This is a genomic window from Gillisia sp. Hel1_33_143, assembly GCF_900104765.1.
Classification (GTDB): Bacteria; Bacteroidota; Bacteroidia; order Flavobacteriales; family Flavobacteriaceae; genus Gillisia.
In genome coordinates this window covers 1,576,796-1,591,762 of record NZ_LT629737.1, presented here as the reverse complement: position 1 = coordinate 1,591,762, position 14,967 = coordinate 1,576,796, and the positions used below count along the sequence as shown (strand labels likewise).

The following is a 14,967-nucleotide window of genomic DNA, read 5'->3' as shown; positions in this document are numbered from 1 at the left end:
AATTCAAAAACATTATGATTCCAAAAACATTTAAAGAGGTTATTGACCTTGGTGATGGTAGAGAGATCTCTATCGAAACCGGTAAATTAGCAAAACAGGCACATGGTTCAGTAGTTGTGCAATCTGGAAAATGTATGTTGTTATGTACTGTAGTTTCAAACTACAAACAAAGCGATGTAGATTTTCTTCCATTAACGGTAGATTATCGCGAAAAATTTGCGGCAGCAGGTCGTTATCCTGGTGGTTTCTTTAAGAGAGAAGCACGCCCTAGTGATGGTGAAGTTTTAACAATGCGTTTAGTAGACCGTGTTTTAAGACCATTATTCCCTAAAGATTATCACGCAGAAACTCAAGTGATGATCCAACTTATGTCTCATGACGATGACGTGATGCCGGATGCAATGGCAGGATTAGCAGCATCTGCAGCTATTCAACTTTCAGACTTTCCTTTTGAATGCCCAATTTCTGAAGTACGTGTAGGTAGAGTAAATGGTGAATTCATCATTAACCCATCTAGAGCGCAATTAGCAGAATCTGACCTGGAAATGGTTATTGGTGCATCTGCAGATTCAGTTATGATGGTTGAAGGTGAGATGAACGAAATTTCTGAAGAAGAAATGACGGAAGCTATCAAAGCAGCACACGAAGCTATTAAAGTTCAATGTGCAGCTCAAGTAAGATTAGCTGAAGCTGTTGGTAAAAAAGCAACTAGAGAGTACGACGCAGAGCCAGAGAATGAAGATCTTAAGAAAAAGATCCATGATATGGCTTATGATAAAGTTTATGCAGTAGCTCAAGCAGGTTCTGCTAAGCACGAACGTAGCGCTGCATTCGATACTATAAAAGAAGAGATCAAAGCAACATTTTCTGAAGAAGAACTTTCAGAATATGGTGGGATGGTTTCTAAATATTATTACAAAGCTGAAAAGGCTGCGGTAAGAGATCTTACTTTAAATGAAGGATTACGTTTAGATGGTAGGAAAACTACAGATGTTAGACCAATTTGGTGTGAAGTAGATTACTTACCATCTGTACACGGTTCTTCTATTTTTACACGTGGGGAAACTCAAGCTTTGGCTACGGTAACTTTAGGAACTTCTAGAGAAGCAAACCAAATAGATATGCCATCTTTTGAAGGTGAAGAAACATTCTATTTACATTATAACTTCCCTCCTTTTTCAACTGGAGAAGCTCGCCCAATTAGAGGTACTTCCCGTAGAGAAGTTGGACACGGAAATTTAGCTCAACGTGCATTAAAAGGAATGATCCCTTCAGATTGTCCTTATACTGTAAGAGTTGTTTCTGAAGTATTAGAATCTAACGGTTCTTCTTCTATGGCAACTGTTTGTGCCGGAACAATGGCATTGATGGATGCAGGTATCCAAATGAAGAAACCTGTTTCTGGTATTGCAATGGGATTAATTTCTGATGGTGACTCTGGGAAATATGCAGTGCTTTCTGATATTCTTGGGGATGAAGATCACTTAGGAGATATGGACTTTAAAGTAACCGGAACGGCAGATGGAATTACCGCTTGCCAGATGGATATTAAAGTAAAAGGACTTTCTTACGAAATTCTTGTAAGTGCATTAAAACAAGCAAGAGACGGACGTTTACACATTCTTGAGAAATTAACTGAAACCATCTCTACTCCACGCGAAGATGTGAAAGAATATGCTCCTAAAATGGTATCTGTTCGTATTAAGAATGAATTTATTGGTGCTTTAATTGGACCAGGAGGAAAAGTGATTCAAGAACTTCAGAAATCTACAGGGACTACTATCGTTATTAACGAAGATCCTGTTACCGAAGAAGGAGTTGTTGAGATCTTAGGAACTGGACAAGAAGGAATCAGTAAAGTTCTTGCTAAAATAGAATCTATTACCTTCAAACCAGAAAAAGGTAGCGTTTACGAAGTGAAAGTTATTAAAGTTCTTGATTTTGGAGCGGTAGTAGAATATATAGATGCACCAGGAAACGAAGTATTATTACACATTTCTGAGTTAGCTTGGGAACGCACCGATAATGTAACTGATATTGTAAATATTGGAGACGTTATGGATGTTAAATACTTTGGAGTAGATCCAAAAACACGTAAAGAAAAAGTTTCTCGTAAGGCTTTATTGGAAAAACCAGAAGGTTACCAACCAAGACCACCAAGAGAAAATGATAGAAATGATAGAGGTCGTGACAACAGAGGTGGTTCTAGAGACAACCGAGGTCGTGATGACAGAAAACCAAGAGAAAACAGAAACGATTAATTAGTTTCTTCTCTAATATATTAAATGCTCTGAAAATTTCAGAGCATTTTTTTTGTTTGATTTTTGCGTTAGGGATAGTAGCGAAAAGCCCGCAGCGACTGCAGGGAGCGAGGACTTGAAGCACATAGCCCGACCCGTAGGGAAACGCCCAAATAAAAAATAATAAGAGTTTTGTAACATTTTAAGCTCTCTTTACGTATAACTTAATACAGGAGCTATTCATAATTAAAAATCCAAGGAGAAGATAGATGAGACAACTTAAGATTACGAAGCAGGTTACCAACCGTGAGACTGCTTCGCTAGATAAGTATTTGCAAGAAATTGGTAAAGTTGACCTGATTACTGCCGATGAAGAGGTAGAATTAGCGCAACGAATTAAAGCGGGTGATGACCGAGCTTTGGAGAAACTCACAAAGGCGAATTTACGTTTTGTGGTATCTGTAGCTAAACAATATCAAAATCAGGGATTAACTCTTCCCGATCTAATTAACGAAGGTAACTTAGGTTTGATCAAAGCAGCAAAACGTTTTGATGAAACTCGTGGTTTCAAATTTATATCTTACGCTGTATGGTGGATCCGTCAGTCTATTTTGCAAGCTTTGGCTGAGCAATCTAGAATTGTACGTTTACCGCTTAACAAAATTGGATCTATTAACAAGATCAATAAAACTTTTGCTTTCTTGGAACAATCTCACGAGCGTCCACCAAGTGCAGAAGAAATTGCAAAGGAACTAGATATGACCATTAATGACGTAAAAGAGTCTATGAAGAACTCTGGACGTCACGTATCTATGGATGCTCCTTTAGTAGAAGGGGAAGATTCTAACCTTTACGATGTATTACGTTCTGGAGAATCTCCAAACCCAGACAGAGAATTATTACACGAATCTTTACGTACAGAGATTGAACGTGCTCTTGAAACTTTAACTCCACGTGAGGCCGATGTGATTCGTCTTTACTTTGGATTGGGAGATCAACACCCAATGACCTTGGAAGAAATTGGTGAAACTTTTGACCTTACCAGAGAGCGTGTAAGACAAATTAAAGAGAAAGCGATTAGAAGATTAAAACATACTTCTAGAAGTAAAATATTAAAAACATATTTGGGATAATCATCCCATAGACGATGACAACAGTATAGTCCCGATATCTATCGGGGGTAACTGTTCGTTTTTTGATTGATGAATGAACCCCGGAGTGATGACCGGGGTTTTTTAATATAAAAAATTTACTTTTTACGGTATGGATCTAATTAAACAACTCATAATTTTTCATTATTTTTATATGAAACACTAAATGACTGGAATGAATTACGCAATAAGTTATGTTAGCACTGCAGACATTAACCTAACTTCGGAACAAATAGATGAGGTACTTAGTTGGAGTGAAAACTGGAATAATACACATCACATAAAAGGCTTATTATTATATTCTGATGGAAATTTTCTACAAGTAATAGAGGGTAATAAAGAAATAATCTTAAAATTATTTGAGGGAATTAAAAAAGACCCACGGCATCATAATATTATAAAGATCTTTGGAAAAGAGATAGCCGCAGGGAGTTTTGATGATTATAAAAGTGATTTTTTATCTGAACATCGAAAGTACGATGAAGAGACTTTAAGCAGGTATTTAAATAATATTCAAACTTTAGATCAAGGTTCGCAAAAAGTTGTTCAAACCATGCTCAACGCCTTTGTAAATTAAACAGATTACGTTTTATTCTTCTTATTTTTGTGCGCAGAAACAACACAACATAAAATTATGAGCACAAAATTAATTGCACCATCTGTCTTAGCTGCAGATTTTGGGAATCTGCAACGAGATCTAGAAATGATTAATAATAGTGAGGCAGATTGGTTTCACATAGATATCATGGATGGTGTTTTTGTCCCGAACATTTCTTACGGAATGCCTGTTCTAAAGGCTATTGCAAAACATGCTAAGAAAACCATCGATGTACATTTAATGATCGTAGATCCAGATAGATACATTAAAGAGTTTGCAGCGTTAGGGTCTGATATACTTACGGTTCATTATGAGGCCTGCACTCATCTACATAGAACTATTCAGGCAATAAAAGCTGAAGGCATGAAAGCTGGAGTAGCCATTAATCCTCATACCAATGTAGATCTTTTGAAAGATATTATAAAAGATATCGACTTAGTTCTTGTAATGAGCGTTAACCCGGGGTTTGGTGGTCAGAGTTTTATTGAAAATACTTATAATAAGGTAAAACACTTAAAGCAAATCATAGAAGAAGCGGGCGCGCAAACACTTATTGAAGTTGATGGGGGTGTTACAGACAAAAATGCAGCTGGACTTACAAAAGCTGGTGCAGATGTATTAGTAGCAGGAAGCTATGTTTTTAAGGCGGAAGATCAACTTGAAACTATTAAAGGACTTAAAGAAATTGCAAATTCAAACTAAAGAGTACGAAATAATAATTATTGGTGGTGGTCCTATAGGAATTGCCTGCGCCTTAGAGGCAGAAAAAAATGGACTTTCCTATCTTATTATCGAGAAAGGATGTCTTGTAAATTCTCTCTACCACTACCCTACAAATATGTCTTTCTTTTCTTCTTCAGAAAAGTTAGAGTTAGACAATATCCCATTTATTAGTACCAATGCTAAACCTAAAAGGGCAGAAGCCTTAGAATATTACCGAAGAATTGTCTCTAATAATTCTCTTAATATTCATCTTTTTGAGACGGTTATAGCTGTAGATTCAAAAAATGAAGATGCCCATGTTGTTAAAACAAGTAAAAATGCCTATACCGCTAAGAATGTGGTGGTGGCAACTGGTTTTTATGACATTCCAAATTATTTGAACATTCCGGGAGAAAATCTACCAAAAGTAAATCACTATTACAACGATCCGCATTATTTTGCTACTCAAAAAACAATAGTTGTTGGAGCTAGCAACTCTGCTGTAGATGCTGCTTTAGAGATTTATAGAAAAGGCGGAGATGTTACTATGATAGTGAGAAAAGAAGAAATTGGTAACCGCGTTAAATATTGGGTTAGACCCGATATTATAAATAGGATCGAAGAAGGAAGTATTAAAGCTTATTTTAATTCATCGCTTTCAGATATTAAAGAAAATGAAGTAATTATATCTACGGAAGATGGGGATGTAACTATAGAAAATGACTTTGTGCTTTTACTAACCGGATATAGACCGAATTTCAAATTTTTGAAAGATATTGGTATAGATCTATCAGATGATGGGCGGAAAATTCCGGAATATGATGAGAATACTATGGAAACTAATGTTCCTGGTATTTATCTTGCCGGAGTTATTTGTGGCGGTATGGAAACTCACAAATGGTTCATAGAAAATTCCAGAATTCATGCTAAGATGATCTTAGATAATATTGTTAAAAGCAACTAAGCTTGATGATAGCACAAAAAAAAAAAACGGTTCGAAATATTCGAACCGTTTTTTTTTATTTATATATAAATTATAATAAGGTTGAAGGACATACATATTTAGATTTTGGAATCTTGGTTTCTGCAAGTGCTTTAAACCCTCCTCGAATGTCGGTAATATTATCCCATCCTCTTTGCTTTAATATAGAGGATGCGATCATACTTCTATATCCACCGGCACAATGTAAATAAACTTTCTTATCCTTTGGAATTTCTGAGAGATGCTTATTTATCTCATTTAGAGGAATATTCTCTGCCTCCAAGAGATGTTCAGAATCGAATTCGCTCTTTTTACGAACATCAAAGGTCACCGAGTTATCTTTATTTAGTTCCGCAAATTCTGTTGCATCTATACGGTTTACAGAATTAACAGGTTTCCCATCCTTTTTCCATTCATCAAACCCTCCTTTTAGAAAGCCAATAGTATTATCATACCCTACACGAGATAATCTTGTTATGGTTTCCTCCTGATTTCCCGGATCTGTAATAAGTAAAATTTGCTGTTTTACATCTGGTATCAATTCTCCCACCCATTGTGCAAAACTTCCATCTAGTCCAATATTAATACTATTCGGCACAAATCCTTTAGCAAAAACCTCAGCATCTCTTGTATCCAACATTAGCGCACCAGATTCATTAGCTACGGCTTCAAAATCTTGTGTGGATAATGGAATGTTAGCACGCTCTCTAACTTTGTCTAGACTTTCATATCCTTTAATATTCAAGAGAACATTTTGAGGAAAATATACGGGAGGTGCTGTAAGACCGGTAAGAAGCTCTTTAATAAATTCCTCCTTAGTCATATCTGGGCGTAATGCGTAATTAAATTTCTTTTGGTTCCCTAAAGTGTCTTTAGTCTCTTTACTCATCATTTTACCACAAGCAGAACCCGCACCATGATTTGGATAAACTATAAGATCATCGCTTAAAGGCATGATCTTATTACGTAAAGAATCAAAGAGATGTCCGGCTAACTTCTCCTCCGTAAGATCTGAAACAACATGTTGAGCAAGATCTGGCCTACCTACATCTCCTATAAACAAAGTATCTCCGGTTATAATTCCATGTTCTTTATCATTTTCGTCTATAAGCAAATAAGTGGTACTCTCCATGGTATGTCCGGGAGTATGAATAACTTTTACCTTGTACTTTCCAACCGAGAAAATTTCTCCATCCTTTGCAATAGTTGCTTTATAAGCAGGAGCAGCACCGGGACCAAATACGATCTCTGCTCCTGCTTTTTTCTGTAAATCTAAATGCCCACTTACAAAATCTGCATGAAAATGGGTTTCAAAAACATACTTTATTATTGCCTTATCACTTTTAGCTCGCTCTAAATAAGGTTCTACTTCTCTTAAAGGATCGAAAATAGCAGCCTCACCATTACTTTCAATATAATATGCTGCATGCGCTAAACATCCTGTGTAAATCTGTTCTACTTTCATAATAATTAAGTTTTTATGCAATCGCTTAAAGATTATTTGCTCAGCTGCGAATGCAAGATTTATAATTCAAAATTATGCTTAGATCTGCAGTTATACAGTAACAGATGTTACCAAAGCCAACAGTTTTAAAATATTTAATAGATCTAAGATTGCTTCATTTCTATCTTAATAGCTATAATAATAATTGAAAAATGAAGCATGATTCAAATCTAAAAAGAAAGACTATTTATGATACTGACTAAAATCATGTATGTAGAGATATGCGGAAAATTTTAGTTAAATATGGGAGTGATACAAACTAATAGAAGCAAATAAAAAAAGCAGCTTAAAATTTAAGCTGCTTTTTAATATCTGAGATTATTAATAATTACATTACTACTACATCTGCATTTTTATATATGGTACTTCTTTTATTTAGAAGTCTTCCGTAGAACGCAAGATCTGTTTTAGAAGTTTTTAGTGACTTTTTCAGCCATTTATTTTTTTTATCATCTATTGGAAATTGATACACTTTTATTTGAGGATAACTAATTAGAGAAGATGGTTTATCTGATACTTCCACTCCAATTTCTATAGAATGAAGTTCAGAATTATAAGATACATATTTAGCTAAAAAATTATGTTTTATAAGATCAACTAAATCTGCCGGCAATTCTTCACAGTTAGAGCAGGATTTCAGATAATCCTGAATAAGAGCTTTCATTTCGGTCTTTATCTGTCTTTGATTATAGTATGCTACCATGATGAATTTATTTTTTCAAATTAACAAGGGTAAAATTAAAAAAACCACTCAACGAGAATTCAAAATTAGAATAGGTTTAACGCATTAACATAAATATATCAAAAAATTCTATAAAAAGCATTCAATAACTCTATCAAAATAGCATTTACACTAAAAATATTGAATTTCAAGTAATAGTCATCTAACTATACGAGAGTCAATTAGAGCAAACTTTTCTAAACCGTAAGTGCATGATTCAGATATCTTCTAAAAGGGAGCATTTCTTGATATATATCAATAAGCTTATCTTGAAAGTTAGATGCCATGATTTCCTGAGGATCCAAATCATATTTTATGGAAAAGCTTTTATATCTCATAAGATCTATGAATCTATGATCTTGTGAATATCCTTTGGGAGCAGTTTTAAGCATATCGCTTTCCATCATTGCGCCAAAGTTCCTTTTAAAGGAAGGTTTGTTTAAGATCTTCACAAATTCTTCACCATCATAATCCAATGCTCCTCTTATACTTTTTAAAATATCATTTTTAGGATTGTGAATTCCACCCGCAACAAAACTGCCATGAATACCTAAGTGAATATAAAAATCTCCCAAACCTTTTGTTTTATCTAACGCAGCTCCAAAATGATCTTTGTATACCGGTTTATTAGGATGAAAAAGCAGATTATTATTAATTCTATTAATTGCCTGTTTCCCCGTAGTATGTGTATAATTTGAATCTACCATAGAAAGTTTAATATCTAGCTTATTAAGCCATTCTATATACCAATCTCGAATCTGGTGATATTCATTCCTATGCTCATCCATCCATTCTTTATGATTATTATTTTCTAATCGATTGAGAAAATCGAACATATCTTTAAAACTCATTTTCGACATTATTTAAGGATTTATGATCTGTTCATTTTTTAAACGAACGTACGTTAAAGATAGTAAATTAGCAGTTTTAGAGATCTTTGTGTTATCATAAACATTCCTCATTAGTGATCTACCAGCTAGAAAAGAAAATTGCACATATTAAATTTTAATGAAAATATCTTCATTGTACGGAAAACCGTAAAATTAGAAGTAAGAGAAATACTACATTTGAAGGAGAATAAAAATAGATATCCAGGATACTATTTTAGATACCTAAAAAAGCTATAAAATGCCAGTCAATAAGAAGCTGCAAATTGGGTAGGGACTATTTGCAACTCTTAGGCTGGTATTTTTCTTTTAAATATTGCACACACTTTCCTGAACTTTTCCAAGGTACATCTCAATGGTTCCTTGTTCTTTCAATAACCTCCTTTTAGTCAAATTCTTCAATTAGAAAAAAAATTTGGTAGTTGTAAATTAGATAAGCTTTTTTATGTTTCATGTAATTCTTAATTGCTTAAGCCGACTTTAGGAGCTTTAGCTATTAGAGTATCAGATATATATCATATTGATTAACTTTAAAGCTTCTTATACATCAATTTATATATAAACAAAACCAATGAGTGGAAGTATTCTTTTTGAAGCTATAGTCTTTCTTGCCGCAGCTATTATTTGTGTTCCGTTGGTAAAAAAGTTAGGATTAAGTTCTGTTATTGGATATCTACTTGCTGGAATTCTTATTGGCCCCTACATTTTTGGTTTTATTGGTCACGAAGGAGAAGACATTTTAGAATTTGCAGAATTTGGAGTGGTTATGATGCTTTTCCTTATAGGTTTGGAGATTCAACCTAGCAATTTTTGGAAGATGCGAAAGATAATCTTGGGGATGGGATTCACTCAAGTTTTTGGTACCATGCTCCTCACCTATCTAATATTTTATGCTCTGAATCTAGAATGGCATATATCGCTCACTATTGCCATGGCGGTAGCGCTTTCTTCTACTGCCATAACATTGCAAACTAACAAAGAGAAGGGTTTGATGAATACTTCCTACGGCGCTTCCTCTTTTTCAATCTTACTTTTTCAGGATATTATAGTCATTATAATGCTTGGATTACTCCCTTTATTATCAGAAATATCTACAGCAGATACTCCCGTTGTAGATGCGAGCAAAGCGCATGAAAATCTTCTTGACAACCTACCAATAGGATTGCAGGCATTATCTATTATATCTTCTGTGGTACTGATAATATTTACCGGTAGATATTTAATTGTTCCTATGTTAAGATTGGTTGCTAAAACTGAAGTTCGAGAACTTCTGGTAGCTGCAGCTTTATTAATAGTTGTAGGTATATCTTATGTTATGGGTTTGGTTGGGTTGAGTCCTGCTCTGGGAGCTTTCCTTGGCGGGGTGGTACTTGCAACTAGTGAATTTAAGCATGAGCTGGAAAGCACCTTAGACCCTTTTAAAGGCCTGCTTTTAGGATTATTCTTTATGGCCGTAGGCGCTTCCATCAATTTTAGAGTAATTGCAGAAGAACCATTATTAATTGCTGCGTTGGTAATCGGGGTAATAGTAGTAAAGGCAAGCATTCTATATATTGTTGGCTTAATATTTAAATTGAAATTAGACCAAAGATTATTACTAACTGTAGGATTGGCGCAAATTGGAGAATTTGCTTTTGTGTTGATATCCTTTGCGTTTCAGCTTAATATTTTTAACCAAGATCAAATGGATATTTTATTAGTAGTTACGGCGCTTACCATGACACTTACACCTATTCTTTGGATTATTAATGAACGATTAGTGCTCCCTAAAATTGGAACCATAGAATCTATTAAGAGACCTATGGATTCTATAGAGCAGAAACATAAGGTAATTTTATTAGGCTTCGGACACTTTGGAAGTACCATAGGTAGGTTTCTTAGGGCACACGGAGTAAAAACTACGGTAATTGAGCAAAATTCTAACAGAGTAGATTTTCTAAGAAAAATGGGATTCGAGGTTTACTATGGAGATGTATCCAGATTAGATCTTCTAGAATCTGCAGGAATAGCAGAGGCAGATTTTCTTATTTCGGCTTTAGACAACCCAGATCTAACACCCGGTTTAATGAAAAAATTAAAGAGTAAATACCCAGATCTTAAACTCATGGTTCGCGCTAGAAATAGAGACGATGCATATAAGTTACATAATATAGGAATAGATGATATTTACAGAGAATCTCTAGACACCTCTGTAAAAATGGCTAGCGATCTTTTGTTCTATATGGGTTTTGATGCTGGTGCAACCAAAGAACAAGCAGATAAGTTTATAAAATTAGATACTGAAAGTCTTAAAAGACTAGCTGCTACCCCTAAAGACGACAAAAAATATATATTCCAAGCTAGAGAAGAGATCGCACAACAAGAAAAATTATTGGTAGAAGATCTTAAAATAGGAAGTAGTGAGATCATCAAATAACAGCAATATATTTTAGGTTATACAGGTTAAGTATTAAATTTATCTAAAATGTTTTGCCATTACTAACTAATCGTTTAGCTTTGTACTGTAATTAGAAATATGGCTAGAAAAAAAGAATATATAGAAGAAGAAGTTATTGAAAAGGCTATGAACCTTTTCTGGCGCAATGGGTATGAAACTACTTCTATGCATATGCTGGAAAAAGAAATGGGCATCAATAAGTTTTCTATATACTCTAGCTTTGGAAGTAAAAATGGTGTTTTCTTGGAAAGCTTAAAATGCTATAAACAAAAATTAAATCTTATACTCCTAAAGCTAAAGGATGCTCCAAGTGGAGTTGCAGGAATCAAACAATATTTTTACGATTTTATTGAGTTCACCAGAGAGACCGAGTTTGGTAAAGGTTGTTTAGTAACAAATACCGCGAATGAAATAGGGACCGATGCAGATGAAAATATTAAACAAGTCTTAACTGACTTTATGGATGAAGTAAAACAGCTATTTCTCAATACTTTAAAAGTTGAAGAAAATGAAAACACCTCTGTAATAGAGCAGCAAGCTGATTTTCTAACAATAGCAATGTTTGGTTTGTCTTCTGCTACACGAATCTTTACAAATAAACAACTAGAGAATTATATTGAAAATGTCTTTAAAGACCTATAACATTTTTTTTAATCACAAACTAACCGTTTGGTTAGTTATAAAATCACAGTCATGAAAAATTTATATATAACGCTCACCTTGATTTTATATTCAATTTCTACCACTGCACAAATGGACTATAGAAGCTATGAAAATCTAAGATCGGAAGAACAAGCTTTATCTGTTGATAACACAACAATAAGCTATACCGCTGATGTCTTATCAGAAAAAAATTTTAGCTATAGATCTTTTCTTAGATCTGCTAAAGAATCAAATGTTAATTACCCTATTGGAGAGGAGAGTTTCTCTAAAGCAGACCTAACCAAACTTCTTAGAAGAACAGCGAAAAAATCTGCGAATTCCTCTGAATTTAATATGAATCTTACTAATAGAAACCCTGGGCTTACCGCCTACTTCTCTCAACGTCAAACAGATTCACTTTACAAGAAATTCAAAAAAGCAACGGTTAATCAGTATATGGTAAATCTCGCTAATAACTGGGATTACTAGAAGGCTAAAAAAAGAAGATTTAACAATAATAATAATTAATTCAAATATTTACAATTATGAGTACTTCAAAAAATGAAAATTTAAAAGTTCACACTTTAGAAACCGCTCCGGAGAAGAGTAAGTCTTTACTGGAAAAATCCCAAAAAGCTTATGGCTATGTTCCAAATTTACATGGTGTATTGGCAGAAGCTCCAGAATTATTAGAAGCTTACCAAAACCTGCATGAGCTATTTGTAAATTCATCATTCAATAATGACGAACTTACCGTTGTATGGCAAACTATAAATGTAGAACACGAATGCCATTACTGTGTACCTGCACATACAGGTATTTCAAAAGCAATGAAAGTAGATGATGCAATATCTGACGCTCTAAGAAATAGAACAGAGTTACCATCAGATAAGCTTCAAGCGCTACACAACGCAACTTTATCCTTAACTAGAAACCGAGGTAATATTTCTCAAGAAGAAATAGATGCATTCTACGCTGCAGGATATAATCAGAGACACTTATTAGAAATTATTCTTGGATTGTCTCAAAAGGTGATAAGCAACTATACTAATCGTGTAGCTCAAACTCCTTTAGATAAAGGATTTCAACCATATGCATGGAGTAAATAAGAGGTTATATCTTAACTACTTTAAATTATTCTATTTAAAAATGAAAAAACCTTCCACTATTTTGGAAGGTTTTTTTCTATTATATCTGTATTAATAATGATTATGAATTTGTTATACATTTTAAACTAGATACCTTCAGTATAATCTTCTTCTCCTTAATAAGCCATCACAATATCTAGCAATATTATATAAATTTCATATAATTACCATTTGTATTAAATAGTATATTGGGCTACAAGAAATTCTGATGTAGTTCTAATTCAGAAAAACTTTAGTCTGCAAACCAAAAATGGGAAAATCAAAAATTTTTTATGCACTTTGTGTTTGCTTTTTTACGCTATGTACAAATGCGCAGGAACGAACTATGCTAGATGGCCGAGTGCTGAATAATCTTAGTATTCTGGAGAATGTATATCTCAAAAATATATCTACCGGCAGATCTTTAATCACAGATATGAATGGAGAATTCTCTCTTCTCACCAAATTGGGAGATACTCTTATTTTCTCCCATATAGGAATGAAAGATCACATTGAATTTGTGGATGCTAAAAATATCGAGAATAACAACCTCATTATAAGTATGACAAATATTACTAATCAATTAGAAGAAGTTAATATTACTGATGTTTCTAAAATAAATGCAGTAAGTCTTGGCATAATACTTAAAGAGATAAGATCCTATACACAATATGAAAGAAGACTAGAAACCGCAGGAGATTTCAAATGGATACATCTTCTTGGGCTTCTAGGCGGTTCGTTGGAGGTAGATCCAATTCTAAATGCTATTAATGGTAGAACAAAACAATTAAAAAAGAACATTAAACTAGAACGAAAAATAAAAAACATTGGCATCTTAGAAGGACATCGTGATTTTTTACAGAACGCTATTGGCTTATCCGAAAAACAAATAGGAAGACTAATCTATCTAGCTGCTGAAGAAGAAAATGTTCAAGAAATCATTGATTCTAATAACAAAGGAAGGATAGAAATTTTTCTTCTTGAAACCTGGTTAAAATTTAAACAGGATGATGAATAATTATTCCACGCTTTCACAAAAACCTGATGATTTTTAAATATTTCTCATTTAATAAGCACTAAAATAGTACTCAGTAAAGCTGATATAAAGTTGTTACTATGAAGCCTTTAAAATTTGGAGATCTAACCGACAATAGTTCTCTTTGCCTATAAACTTCTAAGTTGAAAGGCGAAGCCAACAAATTAATGCCACTATTCTTTTTCAACCGTGTTCCCTGCCCGGAAATTATATCCATATTGGGCTCAAAATTTTTATCGGGAAGGTGTTCTGTTAAAATAACATATTTAAAATCTATTAATTTTTTCACAACACGCGCCACCTCAGCATTAGACAGATGTTGCAAAACCTGTCTTACTATAACACAATCTGCTACCGGCAAACTATCTTCCGCAATATCTAAACATAAAAATTTTAGATCTTCTTCCTTAAACCTTGTTTTATTGTATTCAATTAGAGATTCTACTATATCTATCGCATAATATTTTTTAGTAAAATCAATTAACTTACTACCAACATTAAAATCGCCACAACCCAGATCACAAACTGTTAATCGAGGATTAAAAGTTGATAGAAAAGAGCTTACTACTTCTAAATATGGATTTATAATTTCAGGATCGTGAGATCCTAACCCAGAATAGAATTCAGATTGATTAGAACCCCAAAGATTCTTCTCATAGATCTGTGCCATAGCATCTTTAGTAGGCCAAGCTTTCTTTTCTTTCTTAGGATTATCTGTTCTCTGTTTCATAAAAGAATATTGGATTACCTGCCAATATTATAAAATTATCCATTATCAATATAGTTATACACCTCTTGAAAATGTTGTTTCAAAATACAAATTAGTGGCTGATGTATTATTTTTAGATATACAATGTGATCAAAGTAATAAACCACTAACTTGAATTCTAATATTTTTCCAAAAATAAGATATTTTGAATCTCTGAAAATATCAAAAATA

Annotated in this window: 14 protein-coding genes; 10 read left to right on the top strand and 4 right to left on the bottom strand. The window is 33.7% G+C overall.

Going from position 1 to position 14,967, the window contains the following annotated elements; translation table 11 throughout:
• Positions 1 to 14: 14 nt before the first annotated feature.
• The 5 genes from BLT84_RS07205 to BLT84_RS07185 all read left to right on the top strand — a co-directional run bounded on the left by BLT84_RS07205 (position 15) and on the right by BLT84_RS07185 (position 5,655).
• Positions 15 to 2,261, top strand: coding sequence for a polyribonucleotide nucleotidyltransferase (locus tag BLT84_RS07205; protein ID WP_091263829.1), 2,247 nt, complete (start codon positions 15 to 17; stop codon positions 2,259 to 2,261).
• 248 nt (positions 2,262 to 2,509) lie between these two features.
• On the top strand, positions 2,510 to 3,373 hold the full coding sequence (locus BLT84_RS07200; RefSeq protein ID WP_029035204.1) for an RNA polymerase sigma factor RpoD/SigA: 864 nt from the start codon (positions 2,510 to 2,512) through the stop codon (positions 3,371 to 3,373).
• A gap of 193 nt (positions 3,374 to 3,566) precedes the next feature.
• Entirely contained in the window at positions 3,567 to 3,968 is a 402-nt protein-coding gene (locus tag BLT84_RS07195) for a BLUF domain-containing protein (RefSeq protein WP_034894136.1), read from the top strand.
• A gap of 57 nt (positions 3,969 to 4,025) precedes the next feature.
• A complete protein-coding gene (gene rpe / locus BLT84_RS07190) occupies positions 4,026 to 4,691 on the top strand; it encodes a ribulose-phosphate 3-epimerase (protein WP_034889579.1) in 666 nt (221 codons plus the stop codon).
• Complete coding sequence (locus BLT84_RS07185; protein ID WP_231929516.1) at positions 4,675 to 5,655, top strand: YpdA family putative bacillithiol disulfide reductase; 981 nt, start codon at positions 4,675 to 4,677, stop codon at positions 5,653 to 5,655. Before rpe ends, BLT84_RS07185 begins: the two co-directional genes overlap by 17 nt.
• Before the next feature lie 70 nt (positions 5,656 to 5,725).
• Here BLT84_RS07185 and BLT84_RS07180 read toward each other — a convergent pair whose 3' ends face one another.
• From BLT84_RS07180 to BLT84_RS07170, 3 genes are all read right to left on the bottom strand, one after another.
• Positions 5,726 to 7,138, bottom strand: coding sequence for an MBL fold metallo-hydrolase (locus tag BLT84_RS07180; RefSeq protein ID WP_091263826.1), 1,413 nt, complete (start codon positions 7,136 to 7,138; stop codon positions 5,726 to 5,728).
• 367 nt (positions 7,139 to 7,505) lie between these two features.
• A complete protein-coding gene (locus BLT84_RS07175; protein WP_091263824.1) occupies positions 7,506 to 7,880 on the bottom strand; it encodes a hypothetical protein in 375 nt (124 codons plus the stop codon).
• Between the two features lie 215 nt (positions 7,881 to 8,095).
• Complete coding sequence (locus BLT84_RS07170; protein ID WP_091263822.1) at positions 8,096 to 8,749, bottom strand: DUF2461 domain-containing protein; 654 nt, start codon at positions 8,747 to 8,749, stop codon at positions 8,096 to 8,098.
• Between the two features lie 607 nt (positions 8,750 to 9,356).
• Here BLT84_RS07170 and BLT84_RS07165 point away from each other — a divergent pair.
• The 5 genes from BLT84_RS07165 to BLT84_RS07145 all read left to right on the top strand — a co-directional run bounded on the left by BLT84_RS07165 (position 9,357) and on the right by BLT84_RS07145 (position 14,009).
• Complete coding sequence (locus BLT84_RS07165) at positions 9,357 to 11,201, top strand: monovalent cation:proton antiporter-2 (CPA2) family protein (protein ID WP_051931189.1); 1,845 nt, start codon at positions 9,357 to 9,359, stop codon at positions 11,199 to 11,201.
• A gap of 99 nt (positions 11,202 to 11,300) precedes the next feature.
• On the top strand, positions 11,301 to 11,864 hold the full coding sequence (locus BLT84_RS07160) for a TetR/AcrR family transcriptional regulator (protein WP_091263819.1): 564 nt from the start codon (positions 11,301 to 11,303) through the stop codon (positions 11,862 to 11,864).
• Between the two features lie 51 nt (positions 11,865 to 11,915).
• Complete coding sequence (locus tag BLT84_RS07155; protein WP_091263817.1) at positions 11,916 to 12,353, top strand: hypothetical protein; 438 nt, start codon at positions 11,916 to 11,918, stop codon at positions 12,351 to 12,353.
• Between the two features lie 56 nt (positions 12,354 to 12,409).
• Positions 12,410 to 12,973, top strand: coding sequence for a carboxymuconolactone decarboxylase family protein (locus BLT84_RS07150; protein ID WP_034889563.1), 564 nt, complete (start codon positions 12,410 to 12,412; stop codon positions 12,971 to 12,973).
• Positions 12,974 to 13,262: 289 nt separating this feature from the next.
• Positions 13,263 to 14,009, top strand: coding sequence for a carboxypeptidase-like regulatory domain-containing protein (locus BLT84_RS07145; RefSeq protein WP_157717902.1), 747 nt, complete (start codon positions 13,263 to 13,265; stop codon positions 14,007 to 14,009).
• A gap of 70 nt (positions 14,010 to 14,079) precedes the next feature.
• Here BLT84_RS07145 and BLT84_RS07140 read toward each other — a convergent pair whose 3' ends face one another.
• Positions 14,080 to 14,757, bottom strand: coding sequence for a class I SAM-dependent methyltransferase (locus BLT84_RS07140; protein WP_091263812.1), 678 nt, complete (start codon positions 14,755 to 14,757; stop codon positions 14,080 to 14,082).
• Positions 14,758 to 14,967 lie beyond the last annotated feature (210 nt).

Coding starts and splice junctions, on each gene's coding strand:
- BLT84_RS07145 (WP_157717902.1), top strand. CDS start 13,263: ATGGGAAAATCAAAAATTTTTTATGCACTTTGTGTTTGCTTTTTTACG.
- BLT84_RS07140 (WP_091263812.1), bottom strand. CDS start 14,757: ATGAAACAGAGAACAGATAATCCTAAGAAAGAAAAGAAAGCTTGGCCT.
- BLT84_RS07180 (WP_091263826.1), bottom strand. CDS start 7,138: ATGAAAGTAGAACAGATTTACACAGGATGTTTAGCGCATGCAGCATAT.
- rpe (WP_034889579.1), top strand. CDS start 4,026: ATGAGCACAAAATTAATTGCACCATCTGTCTTAGCTGCAGATTTTGGG.
- BLT84_RS07150 (WP_034889563.1), top strand. CDS start 12,410: ATGAGTACTTCAAAAAATGAAAATTTAAAAGTTCACACTTTAGAAACC.
- BLT84_RS07155 (WP_091263817.1), top strand. CDS start 11,916: ATGAAAAATTTATATATAACGCTCACCTTGATTTTATATTCAATTTCT.
- BLT84_RS07160 (WP_091263819.1), top strand. CDS start 11,301: ATGGCTAGAAAAAAAGAATATATAGAAGAAGAAGTTATTGAAAAGGCT.
- BLT84_RS07165 (WP_051931189.1), top strand. CDS start 9,357: ATGAGTGGAAGTATTCTTTTTGAAGCTATAGTCTTTCTTGCCGCAGCT.
- BLT84_RS07175 (WP_091263824.1), bottom strand. CDS start 7,880: ATGGTAGCATACTATAATCAAAGACAGATAAAGACCGAAATGAAAGCT.
- BLT84_RS07195 (WP_034894136.1), top strand. CDS start 3,567: ATGAATTACGCAATAAGTTATGTTAGCACTGCAGACATTAACCTAACT.
- BLT84_RS07205 (WP_091263829.1), top strand. CDS start 15: ATGATTCCAAAAACATTTAAAGAGGTTATTGACCTTGGTGATGGTAGA.
- BLT84_RS07200 (WP_029035204.1), top strand. CDS start 2,510: ATGAGACAACTTAAGATTACGAAGCAGGTTACCAACCGTGAGACTGCT.
- BLT84_RS07170 (WP_091263822.1), bottom strand. CDS start 8,749: ATGAGTTTTAAAGATATGTTCGATTTTCTCAATCGATTAGAAAATAAT.